Raw genomic sequence first — 22,533 nt, 5'->3', positions numbered from 1 at the left:
CAAAAAACGCGCAGCCATGGCTGCGCGTTCTAATGTCCGGCTCGTGCTTGATCAAGACTTGATCAATTGCATGATTTCGAATGCGTTCAATGCCGCACCCCGCAGTAACTGATCACCACTGATAAACAGGTCCAGCCCGTGCTCGCCGTAGATCAGGTTGTAGCGAATCCGCCCGACTTCCACCGCATGCTTGTAGGTGGAGGTCATGGGCATCGGATAAGCGCCGAACTCGGGCTCATCCACCACTTCAACCCCCGGTGCCGCGCGCAACAACTCACGCACCTGCGTCAATGACTCGATGGGCTTTTTGAAGCGCAGGCTCAGGCTCTCGGCATGGGAACGCAGGGTCGGCACCCGCACAGCCGTGGTGCTGATAGCCAACCCCGGTTCGTCCAGGACCTTGCGCAGCTCCCAGACCACTTTCATTTCTTCACGGGTGTAACCATTGGCTTCGAACGAATCGACCTGGGGAATCACGTTGAAAGCCAGGTTATGGGCGAAGTGCTCGCTGTCATCACGGTCGCCATAATCACTGAAGGACTTGGCCTTCTCTCGCAGTTCCAGCATTGCCGGCTGCCCCGCACCGCTGGCGGCCTGATAAGTGGAAATGATCGCACTCTCCAACCCGAAGGCCTGATGCAGCGGCCCCAGCACCATCAGCGCAATAGCCGAGGAGCAATTGGGGTTGGCGATCAGTTTTTCGCCCATGTAACGCTGACCGTTGATGGGCGGCACCAGGAGCGGAACCGCCGGGTGATAACGGAAGGCCGAGGAGTTATCGATGACGTAGGCATTTTCAGCCAGACGCTCGCCATACTCCAGGGCGAAGGCCCCGGAGACACACAGGAAGACGATATCGCACGAGGCGCACCCCTCGACCGAAAAGGCTTCGATCAGGTGCTCGACCTGACCCACCTTCAGGCGCTTGCCCGCCGAACGGCCAGAGGCCATGCACACCACTTCATAATCGGTATTTTCAAGCAATTGCAGCATAGTCATGCCCACTGCACCGGTGCAGCCCACCACGGCGACTTTCTTCATTTCGATTCCTTATCCTGAAAAACCTGCGCCATTCCCGGAAAGTGACAGCGCTGCGGTATGTCATGCCGTACGCAACTGCGCGGACACGTTGGCGGCTGCCGCTGCACGCTGGGCCCGGATGGAGTTCCAGGTAAACAACGCAAGCGCCAGCCAGATGAACGAAAATGCCGCCAGTTTCAATGCTGAAACCGGCTCGCCATAAACGAACGCAGCCAACAGGAAGTTGCAAATGGGCGGCACAAATTGCAGGAAGCCCAGCGCGATCAGCGACAGCTGCTTGGCGGCCAGGCTGTACCACCACAGGGGCAGTACCGTGATCAGCCCCGTGGCGACCAGCAACAGGTCGCGAGTGCCTGACTGCAGGAATTGATGGCCCACGCCGTGGGCCTGTGCCAGCAGCAGGAATACCGCTGCAAACGGAAGCAGGACTGCGATCTCGAGCGTCTGGATAACCACCGGGTCGCCCGGGACCTTCTTCTTGAAGAGGCCGTAGAAGGAATAGCAAAAACCGATGACCAGGGCGATCCAGGGGAAGGAGTGCAGGTTCAGCAACTCGAACGCCATCAGCGTCACGCCCGCCACGGCCAGGAAAATGGCCCAGGTCTGCAAGACGCTGAGGCGTTCCTTGAAGACCAGGCGTGACACCAACATGCTCATGATCGGGCTGAGGAAATAGCCGAAGGCAACCTCCAGCACTCGCCCCGTCATGATTGCGTAGATGTACATCAGCCACCACAGCCCTAATACCGCAGAGACCGTCAGCACGTTGACCGGGCGAACCGTCTTAAGCGTGGAACGCAAGGTTGAGACTCGTGCGGTCAGCAAGACCAGTGCAACGAGAAACAGCTCGGCAAACACCACCCGCCAAGACAGCAGATGGTACGCGTCGAGCCCGGCCAGCGGTTTGTACCAAAGCGGGTAGGATCCCCAAAGCAGCGTAGCGCCGAGCCCGAAAGCCACGCCTTGTCCGGATTCATTTCTGGCTGTCATGGGCCACCTCGGTGTTGAAAGCGCGCATAGCGTTATCCACAACTATTGGGGAGAAGAATGCGCGTGATTGTCGGTTGTTCGGCAGCCGAGGAACGACGGAAACTGACAAGGCGTGCCTTGGCAGCCACCCGTTCCGGGCCGACATCGGTCATGCTGCTGTCACCGTCACAAGGCGCAGCCAGCCTGGGTGTTGCCAGCGATTGTAGGAGGGCGGGACAGTCCGCTACAGTGCGGCAGACGACAATAAACGGTAGCTTTACGCCAAATGCTGACACCTCCAGGAACAGTGGCCATCCTCGCCTACGAAGGCCTTTGCGTATTCGAATTCGGTATCGCCCTGGAGATATTCGGCCTGCCGCGTCCGGAACTGGACATTCCCTGGTACACCCATCAAGTCGTGGCCGTCGATCAGGGGCCGATGCGTGCGTTCGGCGGCCTGCAGATTGGCGTCGACGCCGGGCTCGAGGCACTCGAAACCGCACGCACCATCATCGTTCCCGGTTGGCGCAGCCGTCAGGAGCCGCCTCCCGAAGCCCTGTTGCAGGCCTTGCGCAAAGCCCATGCCCGCGGCGCACGCTTGCTATCGATCTGTTCGGGAGTATTCGTCCTCGCAGCCACCGGCCTGCTCGACGGCGAAACCGCAACCACCCATTGGCAATTTGCCCAAGAGCTTGCCGAACACTACCCGCTGATCAACGTCGACCCGAACGTGTTGTATGTGGACGCCGGGCAATTGATCACTTCAGCCGGAAGCGCGGCGGGCATCGACGCCTGCCTGCATCTGATTGCCCGCGACTGCGGCACCCACGTCGCCAACTCGGTGGCCCGGCGCCTGGTCATGGCCCCACAACGCACCGGCGGCCAGGCCCAATTCATCGTCGCGCCCGTGAGCAAGTCGCCACGCAATGAACTAAGCGGTGTTTTGCAATGGATTCGCGAAAACCTGGATCAATCCCCCAGCGTGGGCGACATGGCCGCCCGCGTCGCCATGAGCGAGCGCACCTTCCTGCGACGCTTCATCGAGACGACAGGCCTTGCACCCAAGGCCTGGCTGCAACAGGAGCGCCTCAACCGGGCACGGGAACTGCTGGAAAGCACCGACCAGCACACAGCCAGCATTGCCCAGGCTTGTGGGTATCGCTCGGTGGAAAGTTTCCGCGCAGCCTTCCGCAACGCTGTGGGTTTGCCACCCTCCGCCTACCGTGAACGGTTTGGCAGACGTGAAGCCAGTCCCCAGGCAGCCCTGAAGGCTAATCCAGCAACCGATGCAACTTGGCGTACTGCAACAGCATGATGGTCTTGCCGTCGCAAATCTCACCGCGCTCGATCATGTCCAGGGCCTGATCGAGCGACATTTCCAGCACTTCGATCTCTTCACCCTCGGCTTCCAGGCCGCCGCCTTCGTGCTGCTTGTCTTCGTCGAAATATTCGCCGACGAAAAAATGCACCCGCTCAGTCACCGAACCCGGACTCATGAAAGCGTCGAACACTTTGCGCACGTCCTGGATGATATAGCCGGTTTCTTCCTGGGTTTCCTTGCGGATGCAGGTGTGCGGGTCGTCGTTATCCAGCAGGCCGGCGCAAGTTTCTATCAACAAGTCGTCGTGCCCGTTGACGAAGGCCGGGAAGCGGAATTGCCGGGTCAACACCACGGTCTGCTTGGCCTTGCTGTACAGCAGGATGGTGGCGCCGTTGCCACGGTCGTAGGTCTCGCGCGTCAGCTCGCGCCATTGGCCGTTGCGGCCGAGGTAGTCGTAGGTGGTCTTGCGCAGCACGTACCAATCGTCCGAGAGGACTTCGACGTGCTTGATGCGTACGCGATCCTTGATGCCGATTGCCTGTGTCATTTACCCACTCCGTTCAACGCCAAAGGTCCCATTAGAACCCTACTACAACGATGCAGGGACGCGTGGCAATGCGCGTTTGTGAGCCGTCTTGAAGTAGGCGCGTTCAATGATCTGTCGCGCCTGCGGCGACACCTCTTCGCCCATCAGGTACCCATCGATTTCCTCGTAGCTGCAGCCATACGCCACTTCATCGAGCTTACCGGGTGCCAGGTCTTCCAAATCGGCGGTCGGTGCCTTGCGCACCAGGTTGGCGGGGGCGCCCAGCGTATCGGCCAACAATCTCACCTGAGTCTTCGTCAACCCGGACAACGGGGCCAGGTCGCACGCGCCGTCGCCAAACTTGGTGAAAAACCCCATCACCGCCTCTGCCCCATGATCGGTGCCTACCACCAACCCATTGCTCAGATTGGCAATGGCGTATTGCGCCAGCATCCGTGCCCGGGCCTTGGCGTTGCCTTTGGCAAAGTCGGTGAGTTCAGCCGAAGGCTGCAAGCCATCGATGGCGATACTGCCCATCAACCCGTCAACGCAAGCGGCGATATTGCTGGTGGTGATCACGTCCGGCCGGATGAAGTCCAGGCACGCCTGGGCGTCTTGCTCATCTGCCTGGGCCTTGTAGGGCAACCGGACTGCGATAAAACGCGCCTCGTAGTCTTCCTCTCGCAATTGCTCCACGGCCAACTGGCAGAGGCGGCCGGCGGTGAGGGAGTCGACGCCGCCACTGATCCCCAGGACCAGGGACTGGCAACCCGACTCGCGCAATATCTGCTTGATGAACTCGACGCGGCGGGCAATCTCGGTTGCTTCGCCACCCAGTGTGAGTTGACGGTCGATGCCCAGTTCCCGGGCAATGCGTTCTTGCACAAGCGTAGTCATATCAGGCTCCCAGCTGTGGATTGATCAGGGCGACGTTGAACACTTGGGCGGCGTACCGCAGAAACGAGGCATCCTCGCAGACGTTCTTGATCGGGTCGTCGGAGAACTTCACGACCGGCTCGCCGTGGACCCGCACCAGCTTCATGACGATGCTCAGCGGTTCTACACCGTCGACATCGCAGGCCAGGCTGGTGCCCATGCCAAAACCGAATCTGGCCTTGCCACGAACATGCCGCAGGATCGGCAGGCATTTTTCGAAATTGAGGCCGTCGGAAAACATCAGGTCCTTGGTGCGCGGATCGACGCCCAGTTCCTGGTAACGCTTGAGCACCTTGTCCGCCCAGACGATCGGGTCACCGGAATCCTGGCGCAGGCCGTCATAGAGCTTGGCGAAGTACAGGTCGAAATCCTTGAGGAAGAAGTCGGTGCTGATGCAGTCCGTCAGGGCGATACCGAGGCGGCCGCGATACTCGCGCACCCAGTTTTCCAACGCCGCGTTCTGGCTCTCGCGCAAGCGCCCGAGTTGCTGGTGCACCATCAGCCATTGGTGAGCCATTGTGCCAATCAGCGGGAGATCGAACTCGTAGGCCAAGTGAGCGTTACTGGTGCCGACAAAGACCCCAGGAAAATCGCTGCGCATAATATTCACCACTTCACGCTGGGCCCTGAACGACAGCCGCCGCCGGGTGGAGAAGTCTGAAACGCGAAACTCGGCGAGTTCTTCACGGCTGGCGTTTTTCTCCAGCCATTCGAACTTCTGATACAGCTTGCGGGTGACGTCGGCCAACTCGACCTCGGGGTATTTCTCGCGGTTGCGCAGTTCGCTGACCATCGCCAATACCGGTTGCTCGAACATGATGCAGTGCAACATCGGGCCACGGACGCGGATGTGCAGTTGGCCGTCGACTTCCGAAACGTGTATGTAGCGCAGATTGAAGCGAAACAGGCCGAGAAACTGTTCGAAGTCCGGTGTCAGGTACTCACGAAAACGCTTGTTGAACAGAAACCGCTGCTCTCCCTCACGCAGCTGCAGCCCGGCAAGCTTCTCCAACTCCACGCGAATGTCCGGGATCAGGTGACCGAGGCGCTCCTTGGAGCGGACGATGAATTGGTATTCCACCTCGACATTCGGGTGCTGGTGCAAGACCGCCTGCATCATGGTGAAGGTGTAGTAGTCGGTATCCAGAAGACTCTGGATGGTGCCGCTGCTTGAATCGAATGCGCTGTCCATGGCTCTTCCTTATGCGTTTGCCAGGCGGATGGTTTCTTCGCGGGTCAAGGCCACCGAAATCCCCGCTTGCTGCATGTCTTGGATGGCCTGGATGGCCCCCTCCTCACTGATGGCCCGGCAGGCCGGGAGGTGAATGATCACCTCGAAGCCAGCGGCGGCCAGTTGCAGAGCGGTGGTCTTGACGCAGAAATCCAGCGCCAGCCCGCCAACAATCACCTGCCGCACACCCAGGCCGTTCAGGTACTCGATCACCCCGGTGGACAGCTTGCCGTGCAGGTCGTGGTAGCACGCGCCGTAGGGGTGCAGATCCGGCTCGACGCCCTTCCAGACGAAATAGTCGTAGTCATAGGGGGTCGGCAATTGATCCAGCAGGGCGAAACCTTCGGTACCAGGAACGCAGTGGCTGACCCAGGTGATGTCGGCGTGTTCGAGCCCGGTCGGCACGAACATCTGTGCGTGATCGGCGACCACCCACGGAGCCAGGGGCGAATGGGCGTCCTTGCTGCCGATGCGGAGGCTGGCCAGGGATGCGATGAAGTTCAGCTCACCGGCAATCTCGTCACCACCCGGCACCGGAAGCTCATCGGGGCATAGCGGCGTAAAGCTCTTTTGCGCATCGACATCGAAGGAAGCGGTTTTCCGGGTCAGGCTGTTCATGCTGGGTTTCTCCTCTTCATGGCGACGAGAGTACATAAGGTGTACTTTCATGACAAGCCACTCACAGAAAATTTTTTTGACGAACTCTCCTTAACAATGGCTATTGCTCAGCACAAATCATGTTTTCACTAAAAAGATTTTGCTGATAGAGTACATGTCGTGTACCAAAAGAGGATGTGCCATGTTCGAGATTGCCCTTTATGGCGGCGCCTTCAATCCTCCGCACGCCGGTCACGCCCAGGTGATGATCGAGGCCTCACGCCTGGCCAGACGCGTGCTGGTGGTCCCCAGCTTCCGGCATCCTTACGGCAAACAAATGGTCGACTATGACGTTCGCCTGAACTGGCTGGAATCGATCGTCGAAAAGGTGCAGCCACTGTGCTGCGCCGAAGTGCGTGCAAGCCGGGTGGAACAGGTCGTGGCCCGTGGCGTTGAAGGCGCGATCTACAGCTACACCCTGCTCGCCCACCTTGCCGACAGCCTGGCCCTGGACGGTAAGCGGATCGCGTTGGTGGTGGGCCGGGATGTCGCGGATCGGCTGCCGACCTTCTATCGCGGCCAGGAATTGCTGGAGCGTTTTTCCATCCTTCGCGTGGAGGAAACGATCCACGTGCGCAGCACGGTGGTTCGCGAACGACTGGCGTTGGGCAAGCCGCTTCCCTCCGACTGGATGGCTCCCGGCATGAACCCGTTAAACTATGACCTTTATGCGACCCACGGAAATCGACATGCCCACTAGCACAGCCCCCGCGCGCGACTATCTGCACACCATCGACCTCTGTGTGCTGCGCTTCTGCCGGGAGACCCAGGCGCTGGAAATCCTCTTGAACCGCCGGGAAGCCGAGCCGTTCGCCGGTCACTGGGCGCTGCCCGGGATCGTGGTCAATGGTGACGTCGAAGATCTCACGCTGAACGACGCCGTGGAGCGCCTGCGCAGCTCAAGCAAAGTGGGCATGCCGCTGGCCTGGATCGAACAGGTCGGCACCGTCGGTGACGCGTTCCGCGATCCGCGCTGCTGGTCATCGTCGACTTTCTATCTTGCGATTGTCAGCGAGGCGGTCCAGCTCGCCGAACACCAGGGTTTTTTCCCCCTTAAGGACGTCGCTGACGCCTCGATCAAACTCCCTTTCGACCACAACAGCCTGGTGGCCGCCGTCCAGGAGCGGTTGTTGTCCAAAGCCCTCTACAGCAGCCTGCCGCTGATGTTCCTGGGCCCGGAGTTCAGCGCGCCGGAAGCGGTGGGCATTTTCTCCGTGGTGCTCGATCGCCCGGTGCTCAAGACCAGCATGCGTCAGCGTCTATTGAAGATGACCGAGGCGGGCTACTTGCAGGAAACCGGCCGCAAGAAAAGCGGCGACGGCGGTCGCCCGCAACGCACGGTGGAAAACCTCAAGCCGGCCAGCGTTTACCTTTTTGATCGTTGTTTTCTGGAGTAGGGCTTAGCGACAAACGCAAATGCTGGCGCCATCCGCGCTATATCTGATTATTCGAGCCCGGCAGTGAAGACCTTGCCAGGGTTCATTAACCCCGCCGGGTCCAGCGTGCGTTTAATGGCACGCATCAATTCGATCTCCAGCGGATCCTTGAAGCGAACGGCCGCGTCAGGCTTGGCTTGTCCCAGTCCGTGCTCAGCGCTGATGCTGCCGTTGAAGGCGCTTGTCATCCGGTAGATGACCTCCATGATCGCGTGTTCCCGGGCCCTGAACGAGGCGTCCGTCTCGCCGAGCGGTTTGCTGATGTTGTAATGCAGGTTGCCGTCGCCCATGTGGCCGTAAGAAACGATGCGCACCCCCGCAAAGTCCTGTTGTAAGACACTGTCGGTGCGCTCGATGAATTCCGGTATGCGACTCACGGGTACGCTGATGTCATGCTTGAGGCTCGGGCCTTCATGATTCTGCGCCTCGGAAATACCTTCGCGCAGCGCCCACAGTGCCGCGGCTTGCGTCTGGTTGCTGGCCAACACCGCATCGCTGACCCAACCGCGCTCGAAGGCGTGGGCCAGGCCGTTTTCAAGCAACAGCGTCAATGGCGCGTCGGGCACCGTGTCGCGCAGTTCAATGAGGGCGTACCAAGGATGCTTCGTTTCCAGCGGGTCACTGCAACCGGCCACATGGTCCAGGACAAAATCCAGACTTTGGCGCGACATCATCTCGAAGCCCGTCAGGCGGTCGGCGCACAGGCTGCGCACATGGCCAATCAACTCCACCGCCGCCTGCGGCGAAGGCAGCGCGACCCAGGCTGTCGCCGTGCTATGGGTCGCCGGGAACAATTTGAGCACCGCCGCCGTGATGATCCCGAGCGTGCCCTCCGAGCCAATAAATAAATGCTTGAGGTCGTAACCGGTGTTGTCCTTACGCAAGCCCCGCAATCCGTTCCAGACGCGGCCGTCAGGCAGCACCACTTCCAGGCCAAGGGTCAGCTCACGCATGTTGCCGTAACGCAGCACTGCAGTTCCGCCGGCATTGGTCGCAAGATTGCCACCCACCGTGCAACTGCCCTCCGCCCCCAGTGACAGCGGAAACAGGCGCCCAACCTGGCTGGCGGCATCCTGTAAATGTTGCAGAATCACCCCGGCCTCTACCGTGATGGTTTCGTTGGCCAGGTCGATTTCCCGGATGCGCTTCATCCGGTTCAAGGACAGCACCAATTGGCTGCCAGAAGCATCGGGGATCGATCCGCCATTCAAGCCGGTGTTGCCGCCTTGGGGCACCAAGGCCACTTGGGCGTCATGACAGATGCGTACAACCTCGGCCACTTCCTCGGTCGTCGCCGGGCGTACCACCAACGCAGCCTGGCCTTGATAGGCGTTACGCCAGTCCGTCAGATAGCTCTGCATCAACGCCGGGTCACGTACCAACCCTGCCTGCCCTACCACCTGCTCGATGCGTTGGAGCACTTCATCGCTCAACGAAGGCATCCCTCTCTCCTTAGCACTTACGGACGCTGCCCGAACGCTGCCTGATTCGCCGTCCAGCCAGCCACGCGCTCACTCAAGGACAGCCCAAGGCCAGGCCGGGTGGGCACCAACATCCGCCCATCACGGGTTTGCATACGCTCATTGAACAGCGGCTCCAGCCATTCGAAATGTTCCACCCAAGGCTCGCGACTGTACGTGGCAGCCAGATGGATATGCAGCTCCATGGCAAAGTGCGGCGCAATCATCAGCCCCGCTTGCTCGGCCAACGCCTGGACTTTGAGATAAGGGGTGATGCCACCGACACGAGGGGCATCAGGCATCAGGTAATCGGTCGCGCGCAGTTTGATGAACTCCCAGTGTTCGGCAACGCTGGTGAGCATTTCACCGGTGGCGATTGGCGTATCGAATTCCCGAGCCAATGCGGCGTGACCTTCGGCGTCGTAGCAATCGAGCGGTTCCTCGATCCAGATCAGGTTGAACTGCTCGAGACGGCGGCACATGCGCTGCGCAGTGGGCCGATCCCATTGCTGGTTGGCGTCGACCATCAATGGAAAGTCATCGCCCAGATGTTTGCGGATGGTGCTGACCCGGTGCAGATCCAGTGCCTGGTCAGGCTGACCCACCTTGAGCTTGATACCACCAATGCCCTTTTCCCGAGACAGCTCGGTATTGATCATTAATTGATCAAGCGGCGTATGCAGGAATCCACCCGATGTGTTGTAGCACTGGACCGAATCGCGATGGGCGCCGAGCAAGCGAGCCAACGAAAGATTGGCTCGCTTGGCTTTCAGATCCCACAGGGCGACATCGAACGCGCCAATGGCCTGTGTGGCCAAGCCGCTGCGCCCCACCGAGGCACCCGCCCAGCAGAGCTTGTCCCATAGTTTGGAAATATCGCTTGGATTCTCGCCGATCAGGCTGGGGGCGATTTCCTGGGCGTGGGCAAATTGCCCGGGGCCACCGGCGCGCTTGGAATAGCTGAACCCCAGGCCACGGTGGCCGTCCCTGGTTTCGATTTCCACGAACAGAATGGCGATTTCTGTCATTGGCTTTTGCCGGCCGGTCAGCACCTTGGCATCGCTGATGGGATTGGCCAACGGCAGGAAAACCGAGGCCACGCGCACCCAGGCAATGCGGTCGTCGTCGGCGGAAGGCATTTGAGGCGTGTCTTGCATGGCTTTGCTCCGAACGTTTGGGTTTGGCTGCTGCAACACCTGTTCGGGTTGCAGCAGCGAACGCGGACAAATGCAGCGAGCTAGCTGCGCATCAATTCAATAGCCGCGCTTTTCCTGTTGCGAATAACCGTCACCAGGTGCCAGGAGATGGAGGCGGCAGCCAGGATGAGAAAGCCCGCTGAGATGGGGTTGGTGAGGAAGCCGACGAAGTTGCCGTCGGACAGCATCAAGCCACGGCGTAAGTTGGTTTCCGCCATGGGGCCCAGGATGAAGCCGATGATGAACGGTGCAATCGGCAAACCGGCTTTGACGAACCCGTACCCCAGCAAGCCAAACAGCAGCACCGCCCAGACATCGAAGATCCGGCTGTTCAAACCGAAGGCCCCAACCACGCACAAGACCAGGATGATCGGCAGCAGGATGTGCTTGGGCACCGCCAGCAACTTGATGAACATGCGCAGGCCGTAGAACTCCAGCACCAGCATCAGCACGGAAGCGAGGATAAGCGCGGCGAAGATCGTATAGACCAACGGTGCCTGGCTGATGAACAGCAGGGGCCCTGGCTGGATGCCGTGGATCATGAAACCGCCGAGCATGACCGCCGTGGTGGTATCGCCGGGAATGCCCAGCGTCAGCAGTGGAATCATCGCGCCACCGATGCCGGCATTGTTTGCCGTCTCGCTGGCCACCACGCCGTCAATCTTGCCTTTACCGAACTCCTCAGGCGTCTTGGAGCGTTTCTTTGCAACGATGTAAGAAACGATATTCGACGTACCGGCACCGATACCGGGCAGGATGCCGATACCGAGGCCGATCAGGGATGAACGAGTGGCGTTGGGCAGTTGACCGACAAATTCCTTTATCGAAAAACCGAAACCTTTCACGCCTTTCATACTGACGTGCTGTGGTTTGGCCCGGTGGCTCAGGCGCGCACTCTCAGCAAACTTCAGCACCTCGGCGACGGCAAACATGCCGATCATGACAGTCAGCATGGCGAAGCCGCCATTGAGGCTCGGCAGGTCAAAGGTAAAGCGGCGAATGGCCTCGACCGGTGCAATCCCCACGGTGGAAAAGGCAAAACCCAGGGCACCGGCAAACAAGCCTTTGACCAGCGAGCCGGTCGACAGCGTGGCGATCAACGTCAGCGAGAAAATAGCGATGGAAAAATATTCGTGCGGGCCAAAGCTCAGGGCCAGTTCCGCCAGGATCGGGGCGATGAACATCAGCGCGGCGATACTGAAAATCGTGCCAAGAAACGAGAACACCACGCCAATCCCAAGGGCCTTGACGCCATGGCCTTGTTTCATCAGCGGCCAACCATCGAATGTCGTGGCGATGGAGGCCGGCGTTCCCGGTATGTTGAGCAATATCGCCGATATCAGCCCTCCCGAAGTGGCACCGACGAACAACGCGACCAGCAGCGCCAAGCCAGGGCCTGGCCCCATCGAGTAAGTCAGCGGCAAGCACAGCGCGATGGCCATGGTGGCCGAGAGCCCGGGCACCGCACCAAAAACGATCCCCACCGCAACGCCGAGGGTGATCAGGAGAAAAACGTAGGGTGTCAGTACGGCCGCGAAGCCTGTTTGCATGAGTTCGATCATGGCCGTCCCCTAGAAATCCAATAAACCGACCGGCAGGAGCAAGTCGAAGCCATGGCGAAAAATGAAGAAAATCAGCACCGCCGAAACGACCGCTATCAGCGCGTATTGGAGGTGCTTGACCTTTTGTTCCGCAGGGGTCAGCACGATGAACTGGGCATAGAGATAAAGCACCGTCATGATCACAAAGCCTACGGTCTGCAGCAGCGCTGTAAAAATCAGCACCAAAGCCAGGGATTTGAAGACTGTTGGATAGTCGATCGACTCAGGTTTTTCTGTGGGTTCGGCACTTTTGTCCGGCAGCTTTCGCCACGCCCATAATTGCAACGCACCCAACAGGCATAACGCGACAGCAAGCACCCAAGGTACAAACGCGGCATCGACCAACCCGCGACGCGGCAGGTTCAAGGTCAATACCAGATAAGCCACGCCGGCACCGAGCATGGCCAGGCCGGCCAATAGCTCGTTTCTTTTATAGGAATCCATACAGGCTCCTCTTGCTGGAAAGGACTGATGATCGGGTGGTTGCCAACGCGGCGCACACCCGAGCCGCTACGCAGAATTACTTGGCTTTACGCATCTCGTCCTTGAACTGCATGAAGCTGTCGCGGGTTTTGTTCAGGGTGGCAACAGCTTCCTCGGTGCCCTGGAAACTGACCGGCTGCTTGAAGGATTTCTTCAGCTCTTCGGCGTATTCCGGCTCTTCGGTAATCTTCTTCATGGTGTCGGCCATTTTCTTGACGATGGCCGGGTCAGTGCCTTTCGGGAAAGCGACGACATAAGGCTTGTCCAGGATCAGGTCCACGCCTTGTTCCTTGAAGGTCTTGACGTCGCCCAGCAATGCGTTGCGCTCAGCGTTGGGCTGGCCCAAGGCAGTCATCTTGCCGCTGGTGATGTAATCCTGGACCGACCCATAACTGATGGCGCCAAGGTCAATGCGCTTGCCCAGCAAGGCGACGATTTTTTCCGACACCGTGCCGCTGTCGACCATTTTCAGTTTCACACCGGCGAGCTTCTCGAACATCAGCCCTTGCAGGTGAGAGAAGTTGCCCATTTCGGTACCGTAGGTAATGGTGCCGGGCTTGGCCTTGGCTTTTTCAATCAGTTGGTCGAGGCTGTCGATGCCCGAGCTTTTCGCCGAGACGAACACCGCACCTTTGTCGACGCCGGCGATGCAGGAGATATCAAACGCATCAAAGCGATCCTCCGAGAGTCCCGCCACTTCGTTAACGATCAACTGGCCGGTGTGGGTGAACAGGATGGTATTGCCGTCTGGCTCTGCACTCTTGACCGCATCGGCGGCAATCGTCCCGCCCCCGCCGGCCATATTGGTCACCACCATGGATTTGCCGGTGAGCTTGGTAAAGTACTTGGCCATCATTCGTGCGTTGAAATCAGTGTCACCGCCGGCGTTGGCAATCACCACCACCTGCACCGGACGACTTGGCCAGTCGCTGGCATCGGCGGCCATTGCCGTGCCGGCAGTCAGGCTCAGGAAAGAGGCGATCAAAGAGGCGCAGAGTGTTTTCTTCATTATTGTTCTCCAGGTGCTGCCATTGATTGTGGGTTTGAAGTTACGCACGAAGCGAGCACGCCCAGCGCTAACGCCTGACGAGGCAAGCGCACAGGCCTTAACGTTGGGATCGAGGAATTGGATAGCCGTTGCGAGCCCGCAGGGGGCTTCTCGCAAAGAGAGGAAGGTCGCTGGCGCCCTGCGATAACGCGTGGGACCGGTGACTTGCAAAATCGCAGGGCGGTAGATGTGGAAGACATGACTGCGCCTTTCGTTTTTATTATTTTTCTATGTCATACGTTGTCGTATGACTTGATATCATCATCTAAGTCCCGTGTTGTCAATGCAGTCGTTCGGCAGCTTGCCTTGAATACGACGAACAGGGCTGGCCGACCAGAGCGCGATTGAGCTCGGTTCCCAGCCTGAACCAGCACGAAGTCTAGTCGCCCCTAAAAAAAACCCCCTGAATCAGGGGGTTGGTTTCTATCAGCGTTTCGGGGCTGAGCTGTGGATTAAGAGAATTAAAACTGTCGCAAAAGACGCCCAGTTTCCGTGGCCTTCAGCCCGATTCGGAGGAAATGCAAAACTGTCGCGAGCCCCAAAAACCGTGACTCGGACAAATACGCTAGAGAATAAAAACTGTCTAGCCCAGGAACGGCGGGCCTTACAGCCACTTCTGAGATTCCAAGAGTGGATGTCCTGCCCGCTATTCGGGATGAACCCAGCAGCCCGGGCTCTCACTGTCGAAGAAATCGACCTCTACTGGACCTCATATCTCTGATGGTTGCATCGAGTCTTCGGGGGCCGCCAACGTGTCTTCGCAACACGCTAGCGCAGATTCAAGCCCTGATAACGAAACGCTCAGCGGCCACTCAATGGACCACTCAAAAAGGGCCTGATATCCCGAGGCCGAACAGAGACTGAGCCTGCTCCCGAAGCCTTCCCTAATTCCATGGACTCCCCGCTCAGTAACTCTCCGAGTTGAGTTGTCTCGCCTCATGGGGCGACCTTCCACTCCACTCCTTGAAGGCGCGAGTGAAGGCGCTGTGCTCCGAATAGCCCAGCAGCATGGCGATATCCACGATTTGCAGGCGTGGATCGCGCAGGTACGACAACGCTAGTTCGTGGCGAACCAAGTTCAGCTCATAGCGAAAGCTGGTGCCGGCCTCTTTTAGACGGCGCTGTAGCGTGCGTGACGAGGTGCCCAGTTGGGGGCTTATCCGCTCTATGCTCGGCTCACCTTCGCGCAAGGCATGGGTGATGGTCTTGCGCAGCTGTTCCACGAATTCATCCTGCTGTGGCAACTGGGCCAGCAGGCGATCCGCATGTTGTTCCAACAGGGAGACCAGCGCCGGGTCGGGGCTCTTAAAGGGCAGTTCGAGCAGTTGCGCGGAGAAACGCAGGACCGCCTCGGCCTGACCGAAGCGTACCGGGCAGCCGAAGAAGGCTTCGTACGGGCTGGTGTCGAGAGGGCTGGGATGATTGAAATCGATTCGCAACGGGTTGGCCGTGCCGCGCACTAGGGCACGGCAGAACTGCATTATGGCAACCATACCGGTTTCGTTCACCAAGGGTCCGGGCTGGTACTGGCTGACATCCCAGACCAGTTCGAACCAGCCGTCGCCGTCGCGGCGAGTCATGGGAATGACGTCGTACACCAGGCGAATGTAGCGCTCCAGGCGTTGCAGAGCCGTACCGAGATTACCACAGGCCAGCAGCACCGAGCCGAGCACACCGATATGCCGGGCGCTGATGGTTTGGCCGACGTGTAGGCCCAGCAGCGGGTCGTCCAGTGCCTGCGCCGCCGTCACCAGCAGGCGATCCCAGCATTCCACGTCAACGCCGCCGACACCCTCCTGGGCAGGTGTGGGCCAGGGCTGGCCAAGTACCGACTCGGGCTCATGACCGAGCGCCTCCAGGTATTCATAGAGCAGTTGCACGTAGGTCTCTGGCACCACGCGCCGATATAAAGGCTGGCTCATCGGACCTCTTTAGGCTGGTTGGCCTTTTGTTGTTTGGCGCAAAGTGTCAAGCGGGGCGTCGGATACCGTCAAGCCTTCCTAACGGCAGCGGCCGAGAATGACGGCACTCCAGCCATTCCAGCAGATGCCGTTCATGAACACGATCACCGATCTTCTGGCACCAGCGACAATCCAGTTCTTCTCCAACGGCTCGCGTTGCGTTGCCGACTTTTACCGCCCACTGGGTGCAGGACCTTTCCCGGTGGTGGTGATGGCGCATGGGCTTGGCGGGACGCGCAAGATGCGCTTGCCGGCCTTTGCCGCCCGCTTCGCCGCCGCCGGCTACGCGTGCCTGGTGTTCGACTATCGCCACTTCGGCGACAGCGAAGGCGAGCCGCGCCAACTGCTGGATATCAACCGCCAGCTCGAAGACTGGACAGCCGCGATAGATCACGCCCGCCGCCTCGCGGATGTGGACCCGCAGCGTATCGTTATCTGGGGCACCTCGTTCGGTGGCGGGCATGTGCTGGCCACCGCCGCCGACGATGCCAGGGTGGCCGCTGTCATTTCCCAATGTCCCTTCACCGACGGCCTGAGCTCCAGTCTTGCCACCGAACTCCTGGTGTCACTTCGCCTCACCTTGCTGGCCCTGGCCGACCGTATCGGCTCGTGGTTCGGCGCCAAACCCATTCTGGTTCCGCTCGCCGGTCAACCTGGCGATACGGCATTCATGACTTCGCCGGATGCCTGGGGTGGCTATAACGGCCTGATCCCGTCAGGTGCGCGTATCCGCAAAGAGGCCGCCGCGCGTTTTGCCCTGGACATCATTCGCTACTACCCCGGGCGCAGTACACCTCGTATCCAGGCCCCTGTGCTGTTTTGCGTGTGCGATCCCGACAGCGTGGCACCGGCGAAGCGGACGCTGCGTCACGCCCGGCGCGCGCCACGTCATGAGATCAAGCGCTATGCCCATGGGCATTTCGATATTTATGTGGGCGAAGCCTTCGAGCAGGTGGTGGGTGATCAACTCGACTTCCTCAAGCGCAACGTGCCAAGCACGCCAACGAAGAGATAAGAATATGTACGACCTTCAAGGCAAAGTGGTTCTGATCACCGGCGCGGCTGGCGGCATCGGCGCCGCCAGTGCACGCGAACTGTATGTGCAGGGCGCCAGCCTAGTGCTGACCGATACCTCGCAGGAGGCGGTGGACAAGCTGGCCCAGGAGTTCAACAGCCAACGTGTGTTGCCGCTGGCGTTCGACGTCACCGACGCCGAGGCGGCAAAGGCAGTGATATGCCAAGCAGTCGAGCGTTTCGGCCGTCTCGATGTGGCCTTCGCCAATGCCGGCATCTCCTGGCGAGGCGTACCGGCGACCCTACGCACCTGCGACGAAGCGGAGTTCCGTCGCATCATTGAGGTGGATCTGTTCGGGGTGTGGCACGCGATGCGCGCCGCACTGCCGGAGGTCGTGCGCAATCGGGGCCAAGTGCTGGTCACGTCGTCGACCTATGCCTACTTGAACGGCATGGCCAACGCGCCCTATGCCGCGAGCAAGGCGGCGGTGGAGTCGCTGGCCCGCTCGCTGCGCGCCGAGTTAAGTGCAACCGGGGCCAGCGCCAGCGTGCTCTATCCCGGCTGGACGGCGACCGCCATCGCCAAGGTCGCCTTCGGTGGCAACGCCATCGCCACCCAGATGAACGAGACCCTATTGCCGGCCTTCCTGCATCAGGCGATTGCACCGGAACAGGTGGCACGTGGCGTGGTGCGCGGTCTACAAAAGCGCCAGCCGCGCATCGTTGTACCGGCTCGCTGGGCGCCCATCTCACTGTTGCGCGGCCTGTTCAACGTTTTCACGGACTGGCATCTGACACGCGATGCCCGCCTGCAACGGTTGCTCCACCAATTGGAAGAAGAAACCGTTCGCACCCAGAGCCCTAGTTGATGCCCCACTACTTGCTTAAGGTTCACCCATGAAAAGCTACTCGTTGAACGACCGCGTCATCGCCATCACTGGTGCCACGGGTGGTCTCGGCAGGGCCGCCGCGCAGGCCCTGCGCGACAAAGGCGCGAAGCTGGTCTTGCTGGATCTCGATCTGGATAGCCTGAATGCAATGGCTGTCACCCTGGGCGGGCCTAATGTCGCTGTCGGTTGGGTGGCCAACGTGCGCTCAATTGAGAGTCTGGAAACGGCGCTGAAAGAGGCCGCGCAGCATTTCGGCGGAATTGATGTGGTGGTCGCCGGCGCTGGCGTCAGCTCGGTGGTAGCCCTGGAGTATATCGATCCCGCCACGTTTGACCGGGTCATCGATATCAACCTCAACGGTGTGGCGCGCACCTTCCGCGCCTCACTGCCCCATGTGAAGGCACGCCAGGGCTATCTACTGGCCATCTCGTCTATGGCGGCTTTCGTTCATTCGCCGTTGAACACGGCCTACACCGCCAGCAAGGCCGGAGTCTGGGCCCTGTGTGACAGCTTACGCCTGGAGCTTCGTCAGCACGGCGTGAGTGTCGGCTCATTCCACCCGACCTTCTTCCAAACGCCGATGATGGAGGCGATCGTTGATGGGCCGTCCTCCACCCTGGTCTGGAATAACCATCAGGGGGTCTGGCAGTTCGTCGCGTTGGAGCAGGTGGTGGCCGCCCTGGTGGACTGCATCGAGCAGCGGCATGACTTGGTGACGGTGCCACGCAGCCAAGTGCTGGTGGCGAAAGCGCCAGGCTTGCTGCGTCGGCTTATCGAGTGGATCGGTTTCGACGCTGGAAAAGTCGCCGAAGCGGTAAGGCTCAGCGATGAAGACAAGGCTTGATTAGGTCAGGGTCGCAGCCTGAACAAATGACCGCTTCTGGCCGTGGGCATGTCGCCCGCATCCGGGCCGGAACTAACCAGGAAATCCTGGCGCCGCTCTTGGGGCGCTATAGCTTCCAAGTCGAATGGCTTAATTGAGTCCCTGACTCGCATTTGTAAGTCCAGCAGTCGTGCCCTGGTGGTGTTCCTTCAGGTTCTTTTACACAACTTCGATCAACTCCAACCGGCACTCAAAAGTGCACAGGAAGGCGAAGCCTTGCCTGCGTGCAATCAACAAAAACAATAAACGAGAGGTGGAAAATGAAACTCAATAGCCGTGCGATCCCGTGTCTCTCCGCTCAGCGAAAGAGTGCTGCGTGGATTAAGTACACCAGTGTCATGGCACTGCTCAGTGCCTCTACAATTGCAGGCGCTAATGGCATTGCTCTTAACGAACAAAGTGCCAGCAGTGCGGGAACTGCTTATGCGGGAAGGTCGTCTTCCGCACTGGACGTCAGCACCATCTACGGAAATCCTGCTGGCTTGACCAAGTTGAAACGTACCGAGATTTCCGGCGGGGCCGCGATCATCTCGGGGAGCGACGACATTAGTGATGCGCAGAGCAGTGTCGCAGGAACGAATAAGGGGGACTCGGTACCTTTGGCGGTCGTGCCCTTCGCCTATATGTCGACGCCGCTTGATGATCGTTTTTCGATTGGTCTGGGTCTCTATGCTCCGAGTGGTCTGATCAACGAATACGAGAGCACTTTTCAGGGCCGCTACCAGGGTTCCTATAGCTCGACCAAGGAGGTAACCCTGCAGCCCACCATTGCCTATCGGATCAATGATTACGTGTCCATTGGTGGCGGACCGACCATAAATCATTTCGATGCAAAACTTCAGAATTACCTGGCCACCGGCGCTCTGAACAACGGCCAGGACACACGGGTCACCATCAAAGGCGATGACACGGCAATTGGCTACAACGTCGGCCTCTTGGTTGACTTGAGTGATGCAACGAGTTGGGGGATTAACTACCACTCGAAGGTGAGCTATCACCTCAAAGGGCATACCGAGTTTTCCGGCTCCCCGAGCGTTATCCCGCTGGACGGAAAGTATGACAACAAGATAGACATCACAATGCCCGAATCCGTGAACACCTCTATCACCCATCATTTCAATAGTCGCTGGACGGGATACCTGGGGACCACCTGGAAACGTTGGAGTCGACTGAAAAAGATCGAGGCAATCAACAGCGATGTTTCCGCCCTTGGCCAGAGTGCGGGTCTGGAGCGTGTGGGCGAACCATTGAACTGGCACGACACGTGGTCCACCGCCGTTGGCGTATCCTTTCAATTGAACCAACAATGGCTGCTGCGTGCAGGCTACGCCTACGATCCGTCGCCGATCAGCAATGCCGATCGTAGCGTGCGCGTTCCGGTTGGTAACCGCCAAGTCGTGACCCTGGGTGGCGCTTATTTGCCGAATCCCGATCTAACGATAGACTTTGCTTATGGTTATCTCTGGGAATCCAAAGCCTCGGTAAACCAACCGAACAACTCCGGCCTTCAACCTGAATACAGTGCTAATTACGAAAACAGTGCGAATATATTTTCAGTGCAGGCAACCTATCGATACTAATCCTCACCCTCATAAGCCCGATGAAGGTCAGTTAAGCAATTTCAGCCGCGACGCACTCTTTGCTGTAGCAGCCTCGTGAACTGGGCAGTTGCTACAGATCGCATTACGGCTTAACTAATTGGCGTTGCTGAATCAGCCGATTGAAGCCGTTGCATCCTTGCCAACCCATCGCCGCTGAGAGTCTTTTCAACTCGATATTCTTCAACACGTGACGTGTCGCGAGCTGATCAAAGATTGGTGCGACATCTACGTTCCAGTTAAGGAATAGGTTCCACCGCACATAAGAGGCGAGTGATTCGTCGAGGTGAATTTTCAAAGGCATGGGCGAGGGTCAAAGCGGGGTTGCAGCCATCGCAACAGAAGGAAGGGAGCCTGTGTCGATGAAGGGAGCTGGGACAGCTCCCTCCCTCTGCGACAGTTTTTATTGTCTAGCGACAAAACAGGAGCCTGGGCTCTCGGTGGACAACTCACTCCACCGTCACAGACTTCGCCAAATTACGCGGCTGGTCCACATCAGTCCCCTTGAGCACCGCGACGTAGTACGACAGCAGTTGCAGCGGGATGGTGTAGAGGATCGGCGACAGGATGTCGTGGATATGCGGCATGTGCACCACGTGGGTGCCTTCGCCATTGGTCATGCCAGCCTTCTCGTCAGCGAAGACGATCAACTGGCCGCCACGGGCGCGCACTTCCTGCAGGTTGGACTTGAGCTTTTCCAGCAGCTCGTTGTTCGGCGCCACGGTGACCACCGGCATGTCGTTATCCACAAGCGCCAGCGGGCCGTGCTTGAGTTCACCGGCCGGGTAGGCCTCGGCGTGGATGTAGGAGATTTCCTTGAGCTTCAAGGCCCCTTCCATCGCCACCGGGAATTGCGCGCCACGCCCGAGGAACAGGGTGTGGTTCTTCTCGGCGAACAGTTCGGCGATTTTTTCCACCGTGCTGTCCATCGCCAAGGCTTCGCCCAGGCGGGCTGGCAGGCGGCGCAGCTCCTCCACCAAGGTTGCCTCGACCCCTTTGCCCAGAGTACCGCGCACCTGGCCCAGGGACAGGGTCAGTAACAGCAGGCCCACCAGTTGCGTGGTGAACGCCTTGGTCGACGCCACACCAATTTCGCGACCGGCCTGGGTCAGCAGGGTCAGGTCGGATTCGCGTACCAGCGAGCTGATGCCGACGTTGCAGATCGCCAGGCTGGCGAGAAAACCCAGTTCCTTGGCGTTACGCAGGGCGGCCAGGGTGTCGGCGGTTTCGCCGGACTGGGAGATGGTGACGAACAGCGAATCGGGCTGCACCACCACTTTGCGATAGCGGAACTCGCTGGCCACTTCGACCTGGCACGGAATACCGGCCAGTTCCTCCAGCCAGTAACGGGCGACCATGCCGGCGTGATAACTGGTGCCGCAGGCCACGATCTGCACGTTGCGGACCTTGGCGAACAACTCGGCCGCCTGTGGACCGAACGCCTGGACCAGTACCTGGTTCTGGCTCATGCGGCCTTCCAGGGTGCGTTGGACCACGGCCGGTTGTTCGTGGATTTCCTTGAGCATGAAGTGGCGGAACTCGCCCTTGTCGGCGACATCGGCACCGTCGCGGTACTGGACGGTTTCCCGTACCACGTCATTGCCGTCGAGGTCCCAGATCTGCACGCTGTCGCGGCGAATTTCGGCAATATCGCCTTCTTCCAGGTACATGAAGCGGTCGGTGACCTGGCGCAGCGCCAACTGATCGGACGCCAGGAAGTTTTCCCCCAGGCCCAGGCCGATAACCAATGGGCTGCCGCTGCGGGCCGCCACCAGGCGGTCAGGTTGTTTTGTGCTGATGACCGCCAGGCCATAGGCACCGTGCAGTTCCTTGACGGTGGCCTTGAGGGCGACGGTCAGGTCCACCAGGTCCTTGAGCTTGTGGTTGAGCAGATGGGCGATGACTTCGGTGTCGGTGTCCGAGGTGAACACATAGCCGAGTGCCTTGAGCTGTTCACGCAGGGCTTCGTGGTTTTCGATGATGCCGTTGTGCACCACCGCCAACTCGCCGGAAAAATGCGGGTGAGCGTTACGCTCGCACGGCGCGCCATGGGTGGCCCAACGCGTGTGGGCGATGCCCAGGCGACCGAGCAGCGGTTCGGCTTCCAGCGCCTGTTCCAGCTCGCTGACCTTGCCCGGACGACGCATGCGTTCGAGCTTCTCGTCGTTGGTAAACACCGCCACACCGGCGCTGTCATAACCGCGGTACTCCAGGCGCTTGAGGCCCTCGAGCAAGATTGCTGTGATGTTGCGTTCAGCAACGGCGCCGACAATTCCACACAT

20 protein-coding genes are annotated in these 22,533 nt (G+C 59.5%); 7 read left to right on the top strand and 13 right to left on the bottom strand.

What is annotated here, in order from left to right:
- Positions 1-51: 51 nt before the first annotated feature.
- Together BLU76_RS00865 and rarD are read right to left on the bottom strand one after the other, a co-directional pair.
- Positions 52-1,041, bottom strand: a complete 990-nt coding sequence (locus tag BLU76_RS00865) for an aspartate-semialdehyde dehydrogenase (protein ID WP_092221120.1) — start codon at positions 1,039-1,041, stop codon at positions 52-54.
- Between the two features lie 60 nt (positions 1,042-1,101).
- Positions 1,102-2,031 carry an EamA family transporter RarD gene (gene rarD / locus BLU76_RS00860; protein ID WP_092221117.1) on the bottom strand — a complete coding sequence of 310 codons (930 nt, stop codon included), beginning with the start codon at positions 2,029-2,031 and terminating at the stop codon, positions 1,102-1,104.
- 265 nt (positions 2,032-2,296) lie between these two features.
- Here rarD and ftrA point away from each other — a divergent pair, with 265 nt between their 5' ends.
- Entirely contained in the window at positions 2,297-3,325 is a 1,029-nt protein-coding gene (ftrA, locus tag BLU76_RS00855) for a transcriptional regulator FtrA (RefSeq protein ID WP_092147568.1), read from the top strand.
- On the opposite strand, the gene nudK is transcribed toward ftrA, so the two are convergent.
- The 4 genes from nudK to BLU76_RS00835 are packed head-to-tail and all read right to left on the bottom strand — an operon-like array spanning position 3,282 to position 6,642.
- On the bottom strand, positions 3,282-3,878 hold the full coding sequence (nudK, locus tag BLU76_RS00850; protein ID WP_092147565.1) for a GDP-mannose pyrophosphatase NudK: 597 nt from the start codon (positions 3,876-3,878) through the stop codon (positions 3,282-3,284). The genes ftrA and nudK overlap by 44 nt on opposite strands.
- 42 nt (positions 3,879-3,920) lie before the next feature.
- On the bottom strand, positions 3,921-4,754 hold the full coding sequence (gene nadE / locus BLU76_RS00845; protein ID WP_092221113.1) for an ammonia-dependent NAD(+) synthetase: 834 nt from the start codon (positions 4,752-4,754) through the stop codon (positions 3,921-3,923).
- Position 4,755: 1 nt separating this feature from the next.
- The gene (gene pncB, locus BLU76_RS00840; RefSeq protein ID WP_092147557.1) at positions 4,756-5,985 is read right to left on the bottom strand and encodes a nicotinate phosphoribosyltransferase; all 1,230 of its coding nucleotides are present in this window, start codon (positions 5,983-5,985) and stop codon (positions 4,756-4,758) included.
- A 9-nt stretch (positions 5,986-5,994) separates the two neighbouring features.
- Complete coding sequence (locus tag BLU76_RS00835) at positions 5,995-6,642, bottom strand: nicotinamidase (RefSeq protein ID WP_092221110.1); 648 nt, start codon at positions 6,640-6,642, stop codon at positions 5,995-5,997.
- 181 nt (positions 6,643-6,823) lie between these two features.
- Between BLU76_RS00835 and BLU76_RS00830 the strand changes: the two genes are divergently transcribed.
- Positions 6,824-7,381, top strand: a complete 558-nt coding sequence (locus tag BLU76_RS00830; protein WP_092221107.1) for an adenylyltransferase/cytidyltransferase family protein — start codon at positions 6,824-6,826, stop codon at positions 7,379-7,381.
- Complete coding sequence (locus tag BLU76_RS00825; RefSeq protein WP_092221104.1) at positions 7,371-8,078, top strand: NUDIX hydrolase; 708 nt, start codon at positions 7,371-7,373, stop codon at positions 8,076-8,078. The genes BLU76_RS00830 and BLU76_RS00825 overlap by 11 nt, the downstream gene beginning before the upstream one ends.
- 47 nt (positions 8,079-8,125) lie before the next feature.
- On the opposite strand, the gene BLU76_RS00820 is transcribed toward BLU76_RS00825, so the two are convergent.
- The 6 genes from BLU76_RS00820 to BLU76_RS00795 all read right to left on the bottom strand — a co-directional run bounded on the left by BLU76_RS00820 (position 8,126) and on the right by BLU76_RS00795 (position 15,827).
- Positions 8,126-9,559, bottom strand: coding sequence for an FAD-binding oxidoreductase (locus BLU76_RS00820; RefSeq protein WP_092147545.1), 1,434 nt, complete (start codon positions 9,557-9,559; stop codon positions 8,126-8,128).
- 17 nt (positions 9,560-9,576) lie between these two features.
- Positions 9,577-10,734 (bottom strand): L-talarate/galactarate dehydratase, encoded by a 1,158-nt coding sequence (locus BLU76_RS00815; RefSeq protein WP_092147542.1) that lies wholly within the window; start codon positions 10,732-10,734, stop codon positions 9,577-9,579.
- Between the two features lie 80 nt (positions 10,735-10,814).
- Positions 10,815-12,335, bottom strand: a complete 1,521-nt coding sequence (locus BLU76_RS00810) for a tripartite tricarboxylate transporter permease (RefSeq protein WP_092147539.1) — start codon at positions 12,333-12,335, stop codon at positions 10,815-10,817.
- A gap of 9 nt (positions 12,336-12,344) precedes the next feature.
- A complete protein-coding gene (locus BLU76_RS00805) occupies positions 12,345-12,791 on the bottom strand; it encodes a tripartite tricarboxylate transporter TctB family protein (protein WP_371856965.1) in 447 nt (148 codons plus the stop codon).
- Between the two features lie 103 nt (positions 12,792-12,894).
- Entirely contained in the window at positions 12,895-13,866 is a 972-nt protein-coding gene (locus BLU76_RS00800) for a tripartite tricarboxylate transporter substrate binding protein (protein ID WP_092147533.1), read from the bottom strand.
- Positions 13,867-14,810: 944 nt separating this feature from the next.
- Positions 14,811-15,827: an AraC family transcriptional regulator gene (locus tag BLU76_RS00795; protein WP_092221101.1), complete on the bottom strand. Its 1,017-nt coding sequence runs from the start codon at positions 15,825-15,827 to the stop codon at positions 14,811-14,813.
- 133 nt (positions 15,828-15,960) lie between these two features.
- Here BLU76_RS00795 and BLU76_RS00790 point away from each other — a divergent pair, with 133 nt between their 5' ends.
- The 4 genes from BLU76_RS00790 (at position 15,961) to BLU76_RS00775 (ending at position 20,233) form a co-directional block, all read left to right on the top strand.
- Positions 15,961-16,881 carry an alpha/beta hydrolase gene (locus BLU76_RS00790; protein ID WP_170862062.1) on the top strand — a complete coding sequence of 307 codons (921 nt, stop codon included), beginning with the start codon at positions 15,961-15,963 and terminating at the stop codon, positions 16,879-16,881.
- A gap of 4 nt (positions 16,882-16,885) precedes the next feature.
- Positions 16,886-17,749 (top strand): SDR family NAD(P)-dependent oxidoreductase, encoded by an 864-nt coding sequence (locus BLU76_RS00785; protein ID WP_092147524.1) that lies wholly within the window; start codon positions 16,886-16,888, stop codon positions 17,747-17,749.
- Between the two features lie 28 nt (positions 17,750-17,777).
- Positions 17,778-18,614, top strand: a complete 837-nt coding sequence (locus BLU76_RS00780; RefSeq protein WP_057396519.1) for an SDR family NAD(P)-dependent oxidoreductase — start codon at positions 17,778-17,780, stop codon at positions 18,612-18,614.
- A 299-nt stretch (positions 18,615-18,913) separates the two neighbouring features.
- Positions 18,914-20,233 (top strand): outer membrane protein transport protein, encoded by a 1,320-nt coding sequence (locus BLU76_RS00775; protein ID WP_092221098.1) that lies wholly within the window; start codon positions 18,914-18,916, stop codon positions 20,231-20,233.
- Between the two features lie 467 nt (positions 20,234-20,700).
- Here the strand turns inward: BLU76_RS00775 and glmS are convergent, their stop codons facing one another.
- On the bottom strand, positions 20,701-22,533 hold the full coding sequence (gene glmS, locus BLU76_RS00765; protein ID WP_063323662.1) for a glutamine--fructose-6-phosphate transaminase (isomerizing): 1,833 nt from the start codon (positions 22,531-22,533) through the stop codon (positions 20,701-20,703).

Source organism: Pseudomonas sp. NFACC08-1 (genome assembly GCF_900106735.1).
Lineage (GTDB): Bacteria > Pseudomonadota > Gammaproteobacteria > Pseudomonadales > Pseudomonadaceae > Aquipseudomonas > Aquipseudomonas fluorescens_Q.
Note: the sequence above shows the minus strand (reverse complement) of the source record. Positions and strands in the feature narration are given on the sequence as shown.

What these genes read in the sequence shown, in the direction of transcription:
- nadE (WP_092221113.1), bottom strand. Translation starts at nt 4,754, where the DNA reads ATGACTACGCTTGTGCAAGAACGCATTGCCCGGGAACTGGGCATCGAC.
- BLU76_RS00820 (WP_092147545.1), bottom strand. Translation starts at nt 9,559, where the DNA reads ATGCCTTCGTTGAGCGATGAAGTGCTCCAACGCATCGAGCAGGTGGTA.
- BLU76_RS00830 (WP_092221107.1), top strand. Translation starts at nt 6,824, where the DNA reads ATGTTCGAGATTGCCCTTTATGGCGGCGCCTTCAATCCTCCGCACGCC.
- BLU76_RS00835 (WP_092221110.1), bottom strand. Translation starts at nt 6,642, where the DNA reads ATGAACAGCCTGACCCGGAAAACCGCTTCCTTCGATGTCGATGCGCAA.
- BLU76_RS00865 (WP_092221120.1), bottom strand. Translation starts at nt 1,041, where the DNA reads ATGAAGAAAGTCGCCGTGGTGGGCTGCACCGGTGCAGTGGGCATGACT.
- ftrA (WP_092147568.1), top strand. Translation starts at nt 2,297, where the DNA reads ATGCTGACACCTCCAGGAACAGTGGCCATCCTCGCCTACGAAGGCCTT.
- nudK (WP_092147565.1), bottom strand. Translation starts at nt 3,878, where the DNA reads ATGACACAGGCAATCGGCATCAAGGATCGCGTACGCATCAAGCACGTC.
- glmS (WP_063323662.1), bottom strand. Translation starts at nt 22,533, where the DNA reads ATGTGTGGAATTGTCGGCGCCGTTGCTGAACGCAACATCACAGCAATC.
- rarD (WP_092221117.1), bottom strand. Translation starts at nt 2,031, where the DNA reads ATGACAGCCAGAAATGAATCCGGACAAGGCGTGGCTTTCGGGCTCGGC.
- BLU76_RS00815 (WP_092147542.1), bottom strand. Translation starts at nt 10,734, where the DNA reads ATGCAAGACACGCCTCAAATGCCTTCCGCCGACGACGACCGCATTGCC.
- BLU76_RS00790 (WP_170862062.1), top strand. Translation starts at nt 15,961, where the DNA reads ATGAACACGATCACCGATCTTCTGGCACCAGCGACAATCCAGTTCTTC.
- BLU76_RS00825 (WP_092221104.1), top strand. Translation starts at nt 7,371, where the DNA reads ATGCCCACTAGCACAGCCCCCGCGCGCGACTATCTGCACACCATCGAC.
- BLU76_RS00810 (WP_092147539.1), bottom strand. Translation starts at nt 12,335, where the DNA reads ATGATCGAACTCATGCAAACAGGCTTCGCGGCCGTACTGACACCCTAC.
- pncB (WP_092147557.1), bottom strand. Translation starts at nt 5,985, where the DNA reads ATGGACAGCGCATTCGATTCAAGCAGCGGCACCATCCAGAGTCTTCTG.
- BLU76_RS00780 (WP_057396519.1), top strand. Translation starts at nt 17,778, where the DNA reads ATGAAAAGCTACTCGTTGAACGACCGCGTCATCGCCATCACTGGTGCC.
- BLU76_RS00785 (WP_092147524.1), top strand. Translation starts at nt 16,886, where the DNA reads ATGTACGACCTTCAAGGCAAAGTGGTTCTGATCACCGGCGCGGCTGGC.
- BLU76_RS00775 (WP_092221098.1), top strand. Translation starts at nt 18,914, where the DNA reads ATGAAACTCAATAGCCGTGCGATCCCGTGTCTCTCCGCTCAGCGAAAG.
- BLU76_RS00800 (WP_092147533.1), bottom strand. Translation starts at nt 13,866, where the DNA reads ATGAAGAAAACACTCTGCGCCTCTTTGATCGCCTCTTTCCTGAGCCTG.
- BLU76_RS00795 (WP_092221101.1), bottom strand. Translation starts at nt 15,827, where the DNA reads ATGAGCCAGCCTTTATATCGGCGCGTGGTGCCAGAGACCTACGTGCAA.